The following is a 17,804-nucleotide window of genomic DNA, read 5'->3' as shown; positions in this document are numbered from 1 at the left end:
ATGATTTCTGCGAATTTGGTCGTCCGGCATATTTCCCTCATGCCGGAAGTGAATTCCAATGCGCACGGCGTATTTAGGGAGTGGCGCAGATTTTGCGTATTGCGGTTTGTCCGCGCAATCCGATTTCGCGATCATTTATAATTCGCATGCCTTATGAATTTTAACCGATACGAAACTGATATTCAGTCACCCTATGACAACGCTTGTCGAACCGTACGGCAAAGCAATCGCCTGTGCGGCTCGGCAGAAGCAGGCTGGGCCACGGCAATTCGCGAAAAGCGGGCGTGCCGCCAAGTGGCGCACGAGACTTTATCGAGTCGCCTTGCATGGCCGGTTTCTCGATTTTCGTCTTCCCGAACCGGTACATGCCGCCCGGGAAGAATGGCCGGAAAATATAGCTATCTGTTCAGCATCACATCCGGATATGCGCGCGCCTTGATGACGCTGAAAAAGCGTCAGTCATTGACGCCCTGTTCAATTCTTGTCTATGGATTTCGGTTTTTCAATGAAAAACGAAACTATCATTTATTTCGCCTCCCAGAACATGCACCATCATGATCAATCGACTATCGACTCTGAATCGATATACATTCCGAATTATCAAACGCATTGCGTAGAACGCTCGATTTGAGCGTCAACGTCTTAGCCAGGGTGAGGCCACGCGGTCGGGAAGGGCGTGCGTCTCCGCACAGGGTAAAGACATGCTATGCGGATCGCAGTACAGGAAACATTGGAGCAGAAGGACTTTTTCCGCGCCTGCAGGGCGAGGGCTGCGACGCAAAACAGCGTGTCCCGGTATGCGAAATAAGGTGAACAACGCGGCGACGCGGAGCCGAACCCGTTCGCATGCGCTACGCGCACTTTTCCGCATATCGCGGCATCGTTGCGACGATTAGGGGATTGAGGCGCAATAGTCGCATGGCGTCAAAGCTGGCGGCGTGACGTTGACCGGCACCCAACACTCAAACCATGGCGATCCACATGAGCCTTGACGATCTGTTTGTGCACCCGCTATTCACAGAAGTCATACAGGACAACATTGCCGTCCAAGAAGCACGCGGCTTGAAACCGACTGACCTGCTGGATGGGACTGCGACACTCGACGAGCATCAGTTCTATGTTATGCGCGTAGGTTTTTCGCTCTCCCACACACTCGCTGGATCAAGCAGCTTGATCAGACGATCCATTTCATGACGGAATACCGATACGGACGCGGGCCACCAACGCAGGAGTGACGAGGTCTGACGACCTACTCTACAACGTAGAGAACTACCTGATCCGTATCGTCTCCGTATACGACGGGTGCCTGCAGCTCACAAACGCGGTATTTCACCTTTGCATCTCGGACGAGATGGTCGGCCACGGTGTTATCGTGAAAAATCTGCACGTCGCGCGGACCGGCGTGCCTAGACGTCTGAAAATGGTGAAGAAGGTGATCAAATCCGAGGAACGAGAGCGGCATGCGATCATCCATCGCCATTCGCACATGGATCCAGAGTCGGAGCGAATCGAACGTCTGTACATGCACACGAAAGAGACGTGGGCAGCTAACAGAAAACACCCGTACTCTCGACTAATCAACGCCCGTGCGCACATGGTGAAGGCGTATACCGCCAAGCGTAGAAAGGAGTTTGGGACGATCAACGCCGGGTTGGTGGACGCGCTTGGCCCGCTATTCGACGATCTCTTGTCCGAGTACCGTCGACAAAAGGGACGCCTGCAGAAGATCGTGTAGCTCAGTGTGCGCGACGGGTGGGCGACGAAAACTTGGACTATCGAACTCATGAACGAAGCCGAAGTGGCACGCTGTTGCATCCTGTCGCGAGCTGATAGTGATATTGTGGCCCTATTCAGGCACGCGGCGAAGTTCGGCGCGGGCAAGCTATACACGGCTTACGCCCGAATCGAGCTGCCAGCGACGAGCACGTGCTCCGCAGCATTGCGGCGTCTGGTGTGATGCACAACCCGTGGACGTCGCACGTCGCCGTTTAGCGGGCTGTCGTGTTCGCAACCGTGCCATCAGGAATGGCGTCATAGACGGCAGCAGCGAGGCGGACGCGCTTATTCATAGCTAGGCAGCGTTTCCGCTCGACGTTCCGGCAGTATGACCGTCCATTACGGCTCGATGAACTGCCGTCCGATCGCTGATTGACGTAGGTCGGCAATAGGTCGCGTGCAGTCCGTCGCCCGCCCAAAGCGCCTGGACTCGTATGCGCTTCACATGAGACGGCGGTCAGCCATCAAGAGACGTTCGACAACCGCAGAAGTGACGGCGCGCTCGCGCTGGTCAGAACGGCGGAGTGGATGAAGGACGTGCGAACACGTCCCTCTCCACCACGGTAGTTACCGGGAGGAGCCGGCGGCGGCCTGTTCGATGAGCTTCGCGACTTCGACGGGATGAGAAATATAGGCCACATGGCTCGAATTGACTTCAACGGTCGTGCTCCCCGCACGCTTCGTCATGAAGCGTTCGAGATCGGGGTTGATTGCGCGGTCCGCCGTGGCGACCATTGCCCAGCTCGGCTTCGTCTTCCACGCCGGGCTATTGATGGGCACGCCAAACGACTGGGCTGCCGGCATTACCTGGGAAAGCGCCATAAACTTCGCTTCGGGTGCCGGCACGTCAGCAGCAAAATCGGCGTGGAACATAGCCTGGTCGAGATACAGATAACCGTCGGCAGTCGCCTTGATTGCCCGGGTTGCGGGCGGCATCTTTCTGGTCAGGTCCATCGGACTTTCGCCGGCATCGGGCTGGAACGCGGCGATATAGACGAGGCCCGCCACCTTCGGGTCGTTTCCGACTTCAGTCACCACCACACCGCCATAACTGTGGCCGACGAGAATGCTCGGACCGTCCTGCGCATCGACTACCCGCGTGGTGGCCTTAACGTCATCCGCAAACGAGGTTTCCGGCTCCTGAACGACGGATACCTTGTAGCCGTCGCGCGTCAGGATTTTCGACACGGCCTGCCAACCCGAGCCATCGGCGAAAAAGCCATGCACCAGCACGATATTCTTGACCGGGGCGGTCGTCGCGGCGTGAGAACCGAGAGCGGCGAAGGACAACGCGAGCGCCGCGGCAATACGGGTGATACGCGAGGTAGCTTTCATTTTCATGCTCCAGAAGTCAGGTCAGGGAAGGATCGACAGCGGTTCGCTCAATCGATTTAGCCATCCTACTAGTTGGATGGCATGACAACAATCGTCATTCCTGCAACGGTTCGTTCGGCAATTGCGTGTAGACTTGTGGAATTCAACCGACTAGATGGTAGGGAAGTAATGACGGCAACCGGCGAAGTGACAGCAGGAAAAATCGTCGAAGCAGGGCGTCAGCTGATCATGCGTCGCGGCTACAGCGGGTTCAGCTATTCCGACGTTGCCGATGCAATCGACATCCGCAAGGCAAGCATTCACCACCACTTTCCAACCAAGGCAGACCTGGTGGTCGCCGTGGTGAAACAGTCGCGCCTGGCGTTCGACGCCGATATGGCGGCGCTGCAGGCGAGCGGCGCCGACGCCGTGGCGCAACTCCGGGCGTATCTCGGCTACTGGGAAAACTGCATTGCCGAAGACAGTGCGCCTTTCTGCGTGGCCGGGATGCTCGGCGCGGAAATGCCGGCTTTGCCCAACGAAGTGGCGCTGGAGGTCAGAGCGCACTTCGATGATCTCGCGGCTTGGCTCGAACATGTGCTCAAGTCCGGGGTGAGGCGCAAACAGTTCAGATTGAACGCATCGGTACAGACTGAGGCCAGGAAGCTCGTGTCGCTGGTCTATGGCGCGATGCTGGCCGCGCGGGCCTATGGCAGTGCCTCGCTATTCAGGGACGTCACTGGCGACGTCGTGGAAAAGCTTATCAAGCCGCGCAAAACGACCAAGCCCGAATAAAGCTCGATGGGCGCGCGACTCTTGCGCAGGCTCCCATTTACTCGCTGGGCTTCGTTCGAGCCCGAATGTATCTACCGGGGGCAGATGGACCTTTGCGACGGGCAGAGGCTCGACCAACCTTGTCCGGGCGTGGCTACGACTTCCTGCTACCAGTCGTGTCGTCGGCCTCGCGCAACGCCGCGTTGGCCGTGACTAGCAATGCTGCTTCATGATCACGCAGCGCCACGTCGACGGCCTCGAAAGCCTTGTTCAACTCCTTCTGCCCGGTCGTCGTCGCCTTGCCGCCCGCAGCAACTACGTTAGCCTCCTTCTTCAGACGCTTTACGAGTTTCGCGGCAAACCGGCTGTCCAGCGAGCCGTTCTGGACGAGTTCCCTCAGCCGGGTTGTCAACGCTATCAACGCCTGTTCAGTCGTTTCGTTCGAGTCGCTGTCATCGTCAGAAAATGATTTCTTGCCCATGAAAAGCCTCCAGAGGAATATTTTCGGTTCGGCTGGCACGGGGGCAAAATGAACGCGTGAAGTTGCGACTCCGTATGCCTTGGCCTTGGAGTTCCATTCTCGCAATTTCGGTGATTACCGCCCGGGCCTATAAGGCATAACCCAAAGGCATGGGACGCATCGCAAGTAGGTATTTTTCGTCTCTTCTTTCCCCGGCTAACCTTTCACTTAACGAATCGCGGTTGACAAGCCGCTTGGCCAGCACCGCGAAACGTCTTCGGCAACGAACAGGTCAGCAACCTCCGTGCTTTGCCTTGTTGATGAATAGATGTCGATTTAGATAAGGATGTCGAAATGTATACCTATCCCGCAATCACAATTGGCACTTTGCTCGCTCTCGCGGCGACCGGACTTGTCTCCACTGCTTCCGCACAGGGGCTCAGTCGTACCGAAGTAAGGCAGCACCTCATAGACGCGGAAAACGATGGCTCACGCCTTGTGATCGAGACGTCCTATTCTGACGTCGGCCTCATCTATTCGCATCAAGCCAAGCCCACAACTGAGCAGGCGGACAGCATCGGCGGTACATCTGCCGGCACTTCGCAAACCAGCAAGCCGCGGGAGTCTCGTTGCGACGCGAATATCGCCGACTGCGTCGGCCCGGTGAGTTCTTGCAACATCTATTTCGGCAGTTAATCGCCCCTAAATCTGTATTGATTTCTTTACAATCAATGACCCGAAGGAATCGACATCATGAAATCGCTCACATTTGTTTCCATTGCCGTTGCTGCGCTCTTCAGCCCCGTTCTGTGTTTCGCGCAGACTGCCTCTCCGCTCACGCGTGCCGAAGTGAGAGCCGATCTGATTCGCCTCGAGCAGGCCGGCTACAACCCTGCGTCGGGAGACGATTTGTATTACCCGGCAAATATTCAGGATGCCGAAGCAAAAGTAGCTGCTGAGCAAGCCAGACAGACGGGGAATGACGCAGCAGTCGGCACTGCTGGCACCGGCACGTCGGCTGCCGGGAAGAGGGCTACCGCGCCTCGCGACTCGTCCTCATCATGTGTGGGTCCCGCGAGCTTCTGCGATATCTACTACGGCGAATGATGCATTGTGACGGCTGTGTATGCCACCGGCACGGATTGCCACGGCACGGCTGCCGTGCCTGCCTGGTGCCATCACGGAACGGTATGACGTCCCATTCCATTAGCGATCGCGAGGTCAAACAATGAACGTGCTACCAGGCCATCGCATCCTGCACCACCCAGCAGTGATCGGCATTGCGATCTATCTGGCCGAAGTGCTGACACGTACCGATGACAGCGTGACCGGCGCGATACTCGTTATAGCCGCGATGTCGGTTTCGCGATTGATTATCTGGCTGCGTAGCTTATTCGCGAGGGGCGCGCGAAGTCGTGGCGGGCTCGCGCGGAATTAGATGACGCCAATCTGCGAAAACATCCATGGTTCACGGGAATAACCGCCGCGCACTCCTGTTTGCAGGTTTGTACCCGCTCCATGAGGGAGTGGTCCCACCACCCGCTACGAAGTCTGATGAACTTTATTCACCTCTTCGCATTTTATGAGGTTGCCCGCGCCGGGAGCGTCAGCGGCGGTGCTGAGCGTCTGCATGTCAGTCAACCCGCCGTGACACGCGAAATTCGCGAACTGGAAGATCGCCTCGGTTTGATCCTGTTCGATCGCCTGCCCCGCGGCGTCGCGCTGACCGAGGCGGGCAGCATTTTGTATGACTACGCAGACCGGATATTCAGGTTGGCCGACGGCGCAGAAAGCCGGTTGAAAGAACTGTCCGGTCTCGACGCCGGGCATATCAAGATCGGGGCAAGCGCGACGCTTGGCGTCTATTTCGTGCCGGACATCATTGCCCAATTCAATGCACAGCACCCTCGTGTGTCGATCGACCTGGTTGTGACGAACACGGAACGCGTCGAAGCCGGACTACGCGACCTCACCCTTGCGCTTGGCTTCATCGAGGGTCCGTTCGACGATTCGATCTTCCACGCGCACTGCATCGGCTCGGATGAAATTGCGATCGTCGCAGCATCGACTCATCCGCGCGCGGGAACGTCTATGCTCGCGCGCCACCTCGTGAATCAAGCGGTGATCATGCGCGAGCCGGGATCCGGCACACGAGCGGTTGTCGAAGAAGCATACGCGCGTAACGGCTCACGTATCGAACCTTTGATGTCAGTCAGCGATACGGAAGCAATCAAACGCATGCTGCTTGCCCGGCATGCGCTTGCATATCTGTCGGTACTCAGCGTGAAAGATGAAATACGACGCGGCGAGCTGACGACGATCACTGTTGACGACCTACGCATCGAACGACCACTACACATGGTCTGGATGAAGAGCAGGTCTTTATCGCCGAGCAGTCAGGCGATGTTCAATCTCGTTGTTGAGACGACGTAGGCCAACGGTTCGAGCGAAGCGCCCACGCCGACCATACGCAAGCGCAGCGCAAAGCAATGCGCAGAGGGCTAGTGTAACCGCCAACGTCCTGCTAGATCCCGCAGCACACGCCGGCAAAATTTATCCGTTGTTCGGCGCCGAAGAACTGAATCACGGGCAGGTAGCGAAGATCGTCGGCGGTGCGCTGGATCGCTCGATCCGTTAATGCTAGAGGTCGTCGACAGTCCGCTTCGGTCGATTTCGGTCCGTCAACCTAACCAGAGGTTTTGCGCTTTCGGTCAAAGAATGTCGTGCCGAACAGCGTATCGTTCCCGGTACAATCCCTCGGCACCTTATTGGCTATCGCCATATAATTCTCCATAAACAGTCGCAGCGAGTCATATCTCGGATCACCATGCCGATTGACCTGATCCCTTCGGTCGCAGGCCATTCCGAAGGATGCCGGAGGTTTAGCGCGGAGGGGTTTGGAGACCAGCGGCTGACCAGACCATCCGTTATCCGTCGGTATCAACCAGCCAGGCTGACATCGACAGGCTGCGCTGGCCACACCGCATGAGCTGTACTGCCCGCAGGTGCTCACGTGTATGAGCACCTGACAGCCTTGCACGAGGCTACCATTGTGAGGCCAGTCAGCCTTTTTGGGACGCACTGTCAGTGCGCTATTAAAAGTCATGTGCGTCGACGTCACGAGATTCCGATAGCTCTACAACTTTCTTCTGAACCGTTTGCCAATACTGGCCAGGCGCCATCTCCGTCACGGGCTTAAACGCAGTTTTGAAGGCGCTTTCGGACGCATAGCCCACTCTGGCCGCGGCCTCGAAAACCCATACCCCCGCGCGAATCTCGCGTCTAGCTACGTGCATGCGTTACTGGGTCAGATAGGTCAGCGGTGGCACGCCCATCGTGTCGCGGAAACGAACGGCAAACGAGGTGCGCGACCCGGCGACTCGACCGACGAACTCGTGCGTGACGCGAACAACAAGTTGCTGCTCATTGATGGCGGCCATTTCGACATCGTCTGGGACGATGCGGCGCCGTTCGTCAAGGCGAAGGTCGAGAAGGGCCGCTTTGTCAAAGACGCAAGGCGCACGCCAATCGCTGGGCACGGTGACGGAGCGTGGCCGGACTTCTGTCACGGGCGATCAAAATGTTCCAAATGGCATGTACGTGAACGTCGATTTCTTCACGATGCTCGCGAGCGTCGCACCATTTTTGAGCGGTTGAGTTTTCGTCCCGAACTGGATGGGCATTGGCATTTGACCGGGTATGTGCCGCGTCAATCGCAAGACGTCGTAACAACCCCGCAAGGGCCTTGAATCGGCTCGAATCATCTGACGCGAGTTACGGTCGAAAACACAGCTAGTGCGATAAGAAGGATCATCACGATAGCAGCGCTATCCTAGAGTAGCGCGGACGCGTGTGTTTCTGAATGACCGTTTCTCACCTCTGCGCGTGGGTCGTCGCACTAAAGCTACAGATTTGCTGGCTACACGGTATTTTCGCCGGGCGTAGAACAACCCCATCTGGGCAAATTCCTACCCCACAACAAGCGATTTGGCACCGCAAGTCGCTGAGTCGGGATGCGTTGGTTGGTGCTTTTGCTACGGATAACGATTCTTGCCATTCCAAAAATGTCGGGCGACTTCGTTGGTGTAAACATTGCATAGTCCGGGCGGCAGTCGCGTTTCCGATGAGAGTGGTATCGGCCGAGGAAGCCGTTAGAGTGTGTCAGGACGGCTGGTGTGTAGCACCGGTGGATTCGGGGCGGTGTGGACACCCCAGCCTGCCCCCGCGCTTCAGAAACGCTTCATCGAAACAGGAAAACTGAAGGCGTTGCGGCTGTTATTCGGCGCCGGGCCGGGTGATCGACGCGGCAACGGTGCTGACGCACTCGCTGGCTTTCTTCACCGAGTTACAACGTCATCGATTAGCGGAGGATGCCGCGCCGCGACGCTTCGATGAACGCGAGCAGCGTTTGCACCGGCGCGTCGCCGTCACCGCCGCCCGAACCGAGTTCTTTCAATTGCACCTTCGCTTCTTCGAGCGACAGGCCGTTCTTGTATAGCACGCGATATGCGGTGTGCAGCACCGAGATCGCGTCCGCCGAGAAGCCGTGGCGGCGTAGCCCTTCGACGTTGATGCCGTGCGGCTCGACGATCCTGTTGCCTGCGGCGATCACGTAAGGCGGCACGTCCTGCCCGAGCGCCGTCGAGGCACCGATCACAGCATGCGTACCGATGCGCACGAACTGATGCACGCCCGACATATCGCCGATTGTCGCGTAATCGCCGATCGTCACGTGGCCGGCCATCTGCGCGTTGCTCGACAGGATCACATTGCTACTGACGTGGCAGTCGTGGCCTATGTGCACATAGGCCATAATCCAGTTGTTGTCGCCGATGGTGGTGACGCCCGCGTCCTGCACCGTGCCGGTGTGGATTGTCGTGAACTCTCGGATCGTGTTGCGGTTGCCGATCACGAGCTTTGTCGGCTCGTCCTGGTATTTCATATCCTGTGGACGATCGCCGACCGATGCATAGTGGCCGATATGGTTGTCTTCGCCGATCATAGTGTGGCCTTCGATCACGCTGTGAGAGCCGACCGTACTGCGCGCACCGATCGTCACGTGTGCACCGATCACGGAATAGGGTCCGACTTCGACGGATTCGTCGAGCTGCGCGCCCGCTTCGATGATCGCAGTGGGATGGATCCTGCTCATACGTCCTCGATTCTGATTCTGTTTGGATGGCCTGGCCGCCGGGTCCGCCATGTGCATGCCGTGCCGTGTCGTGAGCTGTTCGGACGTCCGCTTTACGTGTCTTTGTGTGTGTGGCGCTCAGCGCACATCAGATTGGCTGCCGCCGCGACGACGCCATCCACTTCGGCGCGCGCGTTGAACTTCGAGATGCCATGCATGTGACGCTCAAACGTGCAGTGCAGGATCAGTTGATCGCCCGGCTCCACTAAGCGCTTGAAGTGTGCGTTGCCGATGCCGACGAACAGGTACAGTGTGTTCGCCGGATCACCGGGCTCTTCCGATAATGTCAGCAGCGCCGCGGTCTGCGCGAGTGCTTCGAGGATCAGCACGCTTGGCATCACCGGTCGCGTCGGGAAATGTCCTTGAACGTACGGCTCATTGATCGACACGTTCTTCGACGCTTTGATGCTCCTGTACGGTTCGAGTTCGAGCACCCGGTCAACCAGCAGGAACGGATAACGATACGGCAGAAGGATGAGAGTCCTCTGAATGTCCAGATTGGTTTTCTCGGTGCTCATGGTGTTTCTGCTCACGCATTGACGGCGCGATGACGACCGGGGGCGGTCATCGTCCTTCTTGCTGCCCGATGCGGCAAGCGTCGAAGCAACGGCGAGTTCGAGGTCGGTTTGCTTAAGCGTGTCGGGCGCGCCTGTGAGCATGCCCTCGTCGATACGGACCTGAGGAAGCGTTTGCCAGCCTCTAGGATCGCAAGTCGACTATGCGGTGTGGGATTTGCACATTGCCAGAGTCGCCCCGATCTTTCCAGTTGTGCGTTCCGATTCCGCGTGCGCTGGCGTACCAGCGTGGGACATTCCGCGTACGCGAGTGTGCCGCCCACGCAAATGGTTGTAAGCGCAGTAGCCAAAACCGCAACGCCCGACAGGCGACGCGATGTGAATTGCCACGATCTACGCACGAATCATTACCGATCGAAACCAATCAAGCACGGGGTCTTCATTGCGTTGGACGCGGCGTGTCGTACCCTCGTCGCACGTTTCCTTCCATGTCGACAGAATAAAGTATGCCGCTTCGACGGGTTTGCACCACCCAATCCAAGTATTGCCTACAGGCGACTTTGTTCTTGACGTGATCTCGCCGAACACCCCGCGAAAGACGGATGCTTCGCCAGCTTCCCACGTAGCATCCGTCCGCCCACAACAGGGTATCGAATCTATATCCGCGGAATCTGTAATCTGTTGATCCCGGATCAGGGTTCCATGCAAATCCACATGCAGCGCTTTGCGTACCAGTCGAGCTTCTCGACTGCCTCGGCGAGCGAAACGGTAGGTTGATGATCGGTTTCGATTCAATACGAGGACGCCCGGGCGTCGGATCGCGATCCAATTCGTGTAGCATAGCTAACTGTAACCAAGGGGTGGCGGTTCCGTTTGACTTGACGGGCGTCCACGGTACGAACGGGGTCCACCAGCGGTGGACTAATCTGGATCGCCACTATCGAGTTCGATTCAGTCGTTGCAATCGGGCAGCCTGTTGACCGGGATTGGTCGGTTTATGCTATTCATTGACTACCAGCGGCACCGACCAAGTTTCCCGTATTCTTCGATAACGAATACCGCCATCAATGGCAAACCAAAATGGAGAGAATGAAATGTCACGGTCCCCTCGCAACGCGCTTTCATTGTGTTGGGTGGCCTGGTCTTAGCGGGTACGCTCACTTTGGCGCAAGCGCGCCGGTCACATTTGAAGTGCCGTTGACCGGCGCACAATAGGTCCCGCCGGAGCAGACTCCCGGCGGCGGCAAAGCCGACCTCAGTACGACGCGAACACGTGGATCGTCAGCTTCAGCGGATTGTCGATTCAGGCCACGATGGCACATTTTCACGGACCCGCCCCGGGCAAAAACGCTGGCGTGAAGGTGTGGCTTTCCCATAAAGGCAACATGGAGGTGACGAGCCAGATCAGCGGTCAGGCCACGCTGTCTCCCGACAACGTTAGGATGTTCGAGGCGGGTGACATGTACATCAATGTACATGCCAAGGACCATCCGGACGGCGAAATCCGCGGCCAAGTGATGCCGCCGAAGAGCAACTGACGCAACCACCGACGCAGATCCCTGAAATCAGGTTCTCGGCGCAGAGATAAGCCGTGAGCACCACCACCACTGCCGCGCCGACGCCGAGCGGCAGCTGCGTTGGCGTGTGCTACGGCGTGTCGATGGACGAGAGAGCAACAGCTTGTAGCCCGTTCGCACAATGAGTTCCGCATCTTCATCACGGAGGAAGCGTAGTCCCGAAGATTTGAGCCTCAGCGAAGCCTCGCGGCTACTCTAACCTGCGCAATTTTCTCGATGTAGGCGTTGCTTCCCGCAAGAGGGGGCACCACCGAGGCTTCCGCTAATCACGCTTCGGTCATACATGAGTAAATACCGGCCGTGACGGTGGTGATCATCGCGGCACTTGCATTGCTGCCCGGTAGCGGCTGCGCTGGCATCGGTGCGGTGATCGCCGGCGCACCCTCCACATCGCGTTCGTAATGAGGGCGCGCGCACTTGAAGCGCGCGTGCTGCAGTACTAATGCCTTCACCTCGATACGCAACTGCGCGTCCTGCGACTGCGTTCAGAAGTTATTGGTCGACGAGATGACCGACGCGCTCGGGTCCGTGTCGGTCGACGAAGTCGCCGCGAGCAACCCGTCCGTGACGAGGCGACGACGCCATTGATTGTCGTTTTGACGACCAGATTAGGATACCTGGGTGATTCGTCCGCTTGCGCGCCGTCTAGCAAATCGATGGCAGCGCAGTAGCCAAGTCTACGGTGCGCGATAAGCTGTGAACGAAGCGATGCCGGTCGCCAAAATTCGACGCGTGAAACACAAACGTTTCAAGCGCCGTGTCTTTTCTTAAATTCGACGCGCGGTCTCTTACACCGCTCGACCGCTATTACTGTGCAAATAATAACGTATTAAGCTTTGAAGAGTTCGCACTACGCAATCGAAGTATTTGCCGCTAGGCATCTTTGCTCTTGGCGCGATCTCGTCGAGCGCGCGCGGAAGTCGGCAGCTCCCCCGTGCAGTGGCGGGAAATCGTGCGGTGTGTGCTTGAAAAGCACGGCTACTCTGAGCGCCGTGCGTGTGCGCTCGTAAGTTTGAATAGCTACGCGTTCTTGCAACCGATGCCGGCGGACGCAAGAAGAACCTGCGTGAACCGGTACGGGAAGCTGTTTTGAATAACGCAGGCTGTCCAACGCATAAAATCGTCGATTATTGGATTGAAGACGGTGCTTCTTGTCGTGCTGTACCGGGTCCGGAGTTGACCCGATTGCTGCTTCAACTCCTATAGCGTTCGATAACGATGCGAGCTTCAATCATAAAAGCGTTTGGGTGTTGTTCAAGTATCGATAAAAAGGAATCTCTCAGTATTCCTAGTTTACCGGCCGCCGATGCGTCATGCATTTTCAAGAGATAAGCCTCAGCTGTGGCTAGAGGTCCGATCGCAGCCATTGTATCTAGGACGATCTGACATCAGGCGTAAACAGTTGATCCTTATAAATACGCGCGACGGAACGTAAAACCTCTATCGACGCTGGAACAAGCGGCGGCCCGACGAGCATCAGCCTTTCATGTGGCCTGAAGATGGCGGATCGAGAAAATGATAGATGTTCTCTACGTAACGAAATAGTCGGCAAACTGGCAGGTTAGCTGAATATATAAATAGCTTTATGCGCTTGATCATCGAGGCAATCTCATCGTCACAGAATTGACGCGCCCAAATGGGGAGGTATATCAATTCGGCTTTTCACGCGATAAGAGGCTAGCTGCAAATCAAACAATCGAACTCAAAAGGGCATTCCACATGGATACGGCGATAGGTTACAGTCGGTTCCCGTGGATAAATTTGGACGCTGGCGGGCGCAGTTCCAGTCGTTGTCACCGGGGCCGAGTTCAAGTCGGGTAAAAAAGTGTACGCCAACATTTCATAAAATGAACGAAAGGAGGTATTGACGAACCCGAGCCCCTAAGGCTGTTCATACGAGGGAATTTCGTGAACAGGCCCGCGAAGCGGGATGACGAACGACGGCGTGGACGCATCAGATATCCCTGTCGGCTCGCGATATCGATGAATGCACTAGCTAATCGGGTGCTTGCTGCGAGCCGTGCGATCTTTCGGCTCCATGAACTCGTCGACTCTCATGATGCGCTTCGGGGTCGATGTTGCCCGCGCTGAGTCTTAGAGTCATTTGCCCCTCGCTGTGTCGATCGAAAAGCTTGACCTATTTTTTACGGCTGCGCGCGATGTGGAAACATTGCGCATGCTAGTGTTGCTCGACCGCCTTACGCATCACTGCCGCGTTGTCGAGACTGGCACCTCTGCGGAAAGCCGTCAAGGCAGCAACGATGCCTGACCGTGAGGCCGGATATTTGACGGTGAAATGCAGAAAGCTGCGGGTCGGTCGACCAGAGATCGATCAAGGATGTCTCAGCGGTAGATGCCATCGAAGGTCACGTTCGCGCCGCCACAGTAGTGATTGTCTGCCGCAGCAAGAAAATTGCCGACAAGGCGCAATGCAACCTGGCACGCATCTCCTGCGGTGCCCCTTTTTGTTGCGGATTCGACCGGTCGGTGCAACGGATTGATGAAATTGCTCAGCCGCTGTGTCGAAATTTTGTGTTTTTCGGGGACGTTCGTTGAGTCGCCTGGCTACGGCGTTAAGATTGGAGTGTGTGCGACCTGCAGTTTGATGCGTTCGCCGCCGATGACTGCCCAGTCCTCGCTCCAGTCGAACTGGAATGCTTCGCCTGGGGTAAAACGCAACGGAATGCAGGTCCCGTGTCCTGCCGTCTTCGCCTGCTCCTGCTGTTCTTGTCGCCAGCGCCGAGCAAAGGCCGCGACACGGTCGTACGAACCGATGAAACCTAGCTCGCACAGGTCCGCGTGAAGCTACTTGCGTGGCCGGCCTGCTTCAGTCTTCAGCCAGCCTGCGCTTCGCTGCGAATCCATCGAGTTTGCTGGGGCTATGTTGCTCGGGATAGGCCTGCGGCGTGGTGCCGGCCCGTATGTAGCGCCTGACCGTGTTTCTGGATATGCCGAGTCGCTTTGCAATCTCGCACAACGAGACATGATCGCGAAAGTGCCCGTGCCAGATGATGCTAAATATAGTCACGTCGATGACTCCGTTCCCGCCCGTCGCCGAGCAGGACAGTGTTCTACGTGGGTCAATATTCGACGCAAATTACTGCGCAGCGTCGGGGGCAGGATTCCGCGCAAATCAACAATCAGTGCAGTGGTGCCGCCTAGACCGGCGACCTTACTTCACAGGAAACATTAATGCTGGACAAAGCTTGCTAGGGACGAACTCGTACTGGTTGGTCGTGGGAATACTGCAAGCGACTCGCATGTACTATTCTGAACGTCGTTGCGCGCGATAAGGCATGGATCGTCTGGCTGTTGGAAATGGGCGTTACCCCTCTAACGGCACGTGGAATTGTGCGAGAAATTGAGGTGGTCGAGCGAATAGAGGAAGAACCTTGTTTTAAGTCTTCGTCAGGTCGTCAAAATTAACATCAATACGTGTAGCGTTCAAACCTACCGTCCTGCACCCGGTTCGCCAAAGCGGTCGCGTCCATTAACTCCCTGGGACTCATACCGTAGCGCTGTTTGAATGTCCTTGTAAAATGTGCGTGAGTTGCGAATCCACAATTGGACGCAACTGTCCCGATTGGGGTCCTGTATGAATTCTCTTGTTTGAAGAAATTTTCGGCAACGGCTAAACGATAGTTCAAAAGGAAACGCATAATACTTTGCCCTTCCTGCTCCCTAAAAATTCTATTAAGGTAAGAGTCCGAAACATGTACCGCGGCGGCAATATCTGACCGCGTAAGCCCAGGATTGTCAAAATTTTTCTCGATATAACATTTCGCCTGAAACAATGTTGCTGGGCCGCTGCGCCCCTTGGTTATTAATGTGGGATCGTCAAGAAGTAAGTCAACTAAATCCGCCAAATACTCCCCTTGACGCATTCGCATCTTCACGCTTGATGCTCCATGCTGGTTAGCAATGCGCGTGATTATGTCTATGATAGCTCGTGTATCAGGGCTAGCCATGTTCGCTACAAATATGTGTCGCAACCGAAAGCGCAGGCCCCGTTCTCGCAGGGTTTCCTTTGGTATCTGCAGCGCGATAAGTTCCGTTTTTTCATCGAACACTTGCTCATACGGTTGATCTGGGTCGACAAGGACTGCGTCGCCAGGCCCCAGTCGTTTGCGTACGCCATCTTGTTCGACTAGCATTACCCCTGATGTGACGATCTTTATGTAAATGTGCGAAGTTAAAGCGTTCAGAACCGGCAGAAAACCTACATTCGACAAGGTGGCGCTGGTTATATTTAATGCACCGAGGCTCCAAGTATTCGCTCGGCTCTCTACTGACCGATCTCCTCTGAACTTGCAATCAAGTTGAAAGGTAGTCTTGCAAGCTTCACGCCATATGTCCTTTTCCCATGGTGCGTCTGTCAACTGCATTTTAATGGGTTCGTGAATCATGGCTTACCGTTTCCAGTTAAACAATCGAAACCATCCGTGCCAGTTACTCTCCAGCACAACTTAGTAAATCGATGCGCTTTGAAGATGCTATCGCGTTGATAGTGTGCTGTTATGAGGCATCTGAGGTTTATCACCTGCAGCTTCAAAAAGGTCGATTCGTTGCATACGATATATTACTTTTCGGAAGTAGCGCAACCGTCCTCGATTAGATAGTCCGCCACGGACAAATGGAAGTTACATCCCAGACTAGTCCGACCCGTACTGCATGTATGGTTGCGCAAAGGCGTCATGCGCCTAGCGACATCGGGATATGCGATGGGCCAAAACCGATAGGTATTCAAAAATCCGCAACGGTGGCTCGATCTGAACGGTCGCCTCCTCTCAAGGGGGCAGCTTCTAGTCATGCCATTGCATGACGACCCGTTATTTTAAGGTAAAGACAGTGCCCGGCAACTCAGGCGGGCCTGTGCCAGGTGGCATTCTCGCAGCCACTCGCGCACAATCGTGCCGGCGGGAGATAGGTTACAAGGTCATCCTTGGGCAAAGATATGAATTACGCAGAGCAAGCCGATACGAGCAACGTCGTTTACGATCGATCTCGTATTTAATCCAAGCGAGTAGCGGGCGCCGGCAAATACTGATTTGCGTGTGAGGATGATAGGTAGTAACGCTTAACGCATCGGTTGGGCCAGCGATGCAGCGTCGATACATTGGTGAGGACATGTCCCGCGTGCGAGATGCTAAGCCGACGATACTTGCCGTCGTGCAGTCTGCGACTGGACAAGCACCAACGTGCAAGCGCAAATAGGGCCTTTATATGGACGGTGGTTTGCTATGCCGAGACTGGTCGGCTATGGCATACCAGAACGACTGGTGAGCGATCGATGAAACTGACAGGCAAAATTGCATTGGTTACAGGCGGAAATGGTGGAATCGGTTTGGCAGCGGCGCAAGCTTTTGTCACAGGGGGTGCCCGGGCAATTATAACGGGGCGTAATCAGGCGAAACTGAGTCGGGCTGCGTCATCGCTCGGCGACGCTGCGTTGGCGGTGCGCTCCGATATTCTTGTTGGGGCAGATCGTACCGAGTTGTTCGACCGTATCAAAAGCGCGTATGGTAGGCTCGACATAGTGTTCGCGAATGCGGGAATTGCAAAAGGCGGTTCTATTGCAGTAGCGACAGAAGACATGTTCGATGAGGTGTTGCGCACAAACGTGACCGCAGTATTTTTGACGATTCAGGCGGCCCTGCCGTTGATGAGCGCTGGCGGATCGATCATCGTTTGCGGTTCCGTTGCCGGTAAGGCCGGCTACTTTCCTGGTGCCGGCGTGTACTCCGCAAGCAAGCAGGCCGTGTTGGCAATGGCGCGTAGCATGTCAGCCGAACTCGCGCCAAAGGGCATTCGTATCAACGTCTTAGCACCGGGGTTCACGGACACCGAATTCGGTACGGCAGGTCTCGATGAGGTGTCTGTTCATGAGCGAAACGTTGCGTTAGGTAGGAAAATTCCCGTCGGGCGCTTGGCGCGAGCAGACGAAATTGCGCGTGGTGCGTTGTTTCTCGCATCTGACGACTCATCGTTTATGCATGGTGCGGAATTGGTGATTGATGGCGGTTTATCCGGCGCAACTTTTGGCGCTGAAATATTTCGTTAACCTAGTTTATGTGTAAAGATGGGTTGTGAATCGCCCCGGGAATCGTGGAGGCTGGTTGGTTTAAGTTAATGCGGGTTCGGCGACCGGTGTTTCAAGTTGCCGATAGTAGTTTGCCTCAGCTTCTGCGGGCGGGATG

15 protein-coding genes and 2 pseudogenes are annotated in these 17,804 nt (G+C 56.1%); 9 read left to right on the top strand and 8 right to left on the bottom strand.

Annotated elements, in window-relative coordinates; translation table 11 throughout:
* Positions 1–981 precede the first annotated feature (981 nt).
* Complete coding sequence (locus HV675_RS30075; RefSeq protein ID WP_175115101.1) at positions 982–1,194, top strand: hypothetical protein; 213 nt, start codon at positions 982–984, stop codon at positions 1,192–1,194.
* Between the two features lie 37 nt (positions 1,195–1,231).
* Complete coding sequence (locus HV675_RS30070; RefSeq protein WP_175115100.1) at positions 1,232–1,735, top strand: Cthe_2314 family HEPN domain-containing protein; 504 nt, start codon at positions 1,232–1,234, stop codon at positions 1,733–1,735.
* 608 nt (positions 1,736–2,343) lie between these two features.
* Here the strand turns inward: HV675_RS30070 and HV675_RS30065 are convergent.
* On the bottom strand, positions 2,344–3,111 hold the full coding sequence (locus HV675_RS30065; RefSeq protein ID WP_175115099.1) for an alpha/beta hydrolase: 768 nt from the start codon (positions 3,109–3,111) through the stop codon (positions 2,344–2,346).
* Positions 3,112–3,279: 168 nt separating this feature from the next.
* Here HV675_RS30065 and HV675_RS30060 point away from each other — a divergent pair, with 168 nt between their 5' ends.
* The gene (locus tag HV675_RS30060) at positions 3,280–3,885 is read left to right on the top strand and encodes a TetR/AcrR family transcriptional regulator (RefSeq protein ID WP_175115098.1); all 606 of its coding nucleotides are present in this window, start codon (positions 3,280–3,282) and stop codon (positions 3,883–3,885) included.
* 133 nt (positions 3,886–4,018) lie between these two features.
* On the opposite strand, the gene HV675_RS30055 is transcribed toward HV675_RS30060, so the two are convergent.
* Positions 4,019–4,345, bottom strand: coding sequence for a hypothetical protein (locus HV675_RS30055; protein ID WP_175115097.1), 327 nt, complete (start codon positions 4,343–4,345; stop codon positions 4,019–4,021).
* Between the two features lie 333 nt (positions 4,346–4,678).
* On the opposite strand from HV675_RS30055, the gene HV675_RS30050 reads away from it, so the two are divergent.
* The 4 genes from HV675_RS30050 (at position 4,679) to HV675_RS30035 (ending at position 6,757) form a co-directional block, all read left to right on the top strand.
* On the top strand, positions 4,679–5,020 hold the full coding sequence (locus tag HV675_RS30050) for a DUF4148 domain-containing protein (protein ID WP_175115096.1): 342 nt from the start codon (positions 4,679–4,681) through the stop codon (positions 5,018–5,020).
* 57 nt (positions 5,021–5,077) lie between these two features.
* Positions 5,078–5,431, top strand: a complete 354-nt coding sequence (locus HV675_RS30045; RefSeq protein ID WP_175115095.1) for a DUF4148 domain-containing protein — start codon at positions 5,078–5,080, stop codon at positions 5,429–5,431.
* Between the two features lie 121 nt (positions 5,432–5,552).
* Positions 5,553–5,762, top strand: coding sequence for a hypothetical protein (locus tag HV675_RS30040; RefSeq protein WP_175115094.1), 210 nt, complete (start codon positions 5,553–5,555; stop codon positions 5,760–5,762).
* A gap of 116 nt (positions 5,763–5,878) precedes the next feature.
* The gene (locus HV675_RS30035) at positions 5,879–6,757 is read left to right on the top strand and encodes a LysR family transcriptional regulator (RefSeq protein WP_175115093.1); all 879 of its coding nucleotides are present in this window, start codon (positions 5,879–5,881) and stop codon (positions 6,755–6,757) included.
* An 866-nt stretch (positions 6,758–7,623) separates the two neighbouring features.
* On the opposite strand, the gene HV675_RS30030 is transcribed toward HV675_RS30035, so the two are convergent.
* The 3 genes from HV675_RS30030 to fabZ all read right to left on the bottom strand — a co-directional run bounded on the left by HV675_RS30030 (position 7,624) and on the right by fabZ (position 10,033).
* Positions 7,624–7,764 carry a hypothetical protein gene (locus HV675_RS30030; RefSeq protein ID WP_175115092.1) on the bottom strand — a complete coding sequence of 47 codons (141 nt, stop codon included), beginning with the start codon at positions 7,762–7,764 and terminating at the stop codon, positions 7,624–7,626.
* A 920-nt stretch (positions 7,765–8,684) separates the two neighbouring features.
* A complete protein-coding gene (gene lpxA, locus HV675_RS30025) occupies positions 8,685–9,476 on the bottom strand; it encodes an acyl-ACP--UDP-N-acetylglucosamine O-acyltransferase (RefSeq protein ID WP_175115091.1) in 792 nt (263 codons plus the stop codon).
* Positions 9,477–9,568: 92 nt separating this feature from the next.
* Complete coding sequence (gene fabZ / locus HV675_RS30020) at positions 9,569–10,033, bottom strand: 3-hydroxyacyl-ACP dehydratase FabZ (protein ID WP_175115090.1); 465 nt, start codon at positions 10,031–10,033, stop codon at positions 9,569–9,571.
* A 1,310-nt stretch (positions 10,034–11,343) separates the two neighbouring features.
* On the opposite strand from fabZ, the gene HV675_RS32690 reads away from it, so the two are divergent.
* Complete coding sequence (locus tag HV675_RS32690; RefSeq protein WP_246270635.1) at positions 11,344–11,568, top strand: CHRD domain-containing protein; 225 nt, start codon at positions 11,344–11,346, stop codon at positions 11,566–11,568.
* A gap of 326 nt (positions 11,569–11,894) precedes the next feature.
* Here HV675_RS32690 and HV675_RS30010 read toward each other — a convergent pair.
* From HV675_RS30010 to HV675_RS30000, 3 genes and pseudogenes are all read right to left on the bottom strand, one after another.
* Positions 11,895–12,074: pseudogene (locus tag HV675_RS30010) on the bottom strand (IS66 family transposase); the annotation flags it as partial.
* A 2,119-nt stretch (positions 12,075–14,193) separates the two neighbouring features.
* Positions 14,194–14,635, bottom strand: a pseudogene (locus HV675_RS30005) (helix-turn-helix domain-containing protein); the annotation flags it as partial.
* Positions 14,636–15,035: 400 nt separating this feature from the next.
* Complete coding sequence (locus HV675_RS30000) at positions 15,036–16,013, bottom strand: AraC family transcriptional regulator (RefSeq protein ID WP_175115089.1); 978 nt, start codon at positions 16,011–16,013, stop codon at positions 15,036–15,038.
* Between the two features lie 884 nt (positions 16,014–16,897).
* On the opposite strand from HV675_RS30000, the gene HV675_RS29995 reads away from it, so the two are divergent.
* Positions 16,898–17,668 (top strand): SDR family oxidoreductase, encoded by a 771-nt coding sequence (locus HV675_RS29995; RefSeq protein ID WP_175115088.1) that lies wholly within the window; start codon positions 16,898–16,900, stop codon positions 17,666–17,668.
* The last annotated feature ends 136 nt before the right edge of the window (positions 17,669–17,804 follow it).

This window comes from Paraburkholderia solisilvae, assembly GCF_902859875.1.
Taxonomy (GTDB): Bacteria; Pseudomonadota; Gammaproteobacteria; order Burkholderiales; family Burkholderiaceae; genus Paraburkholderia; species Paraburkholderia solisilvae.
Note: the sequence above shows the minus strand (reverse complement) of the source record. Positions and strands in the feature narration are given on the sequence as shown.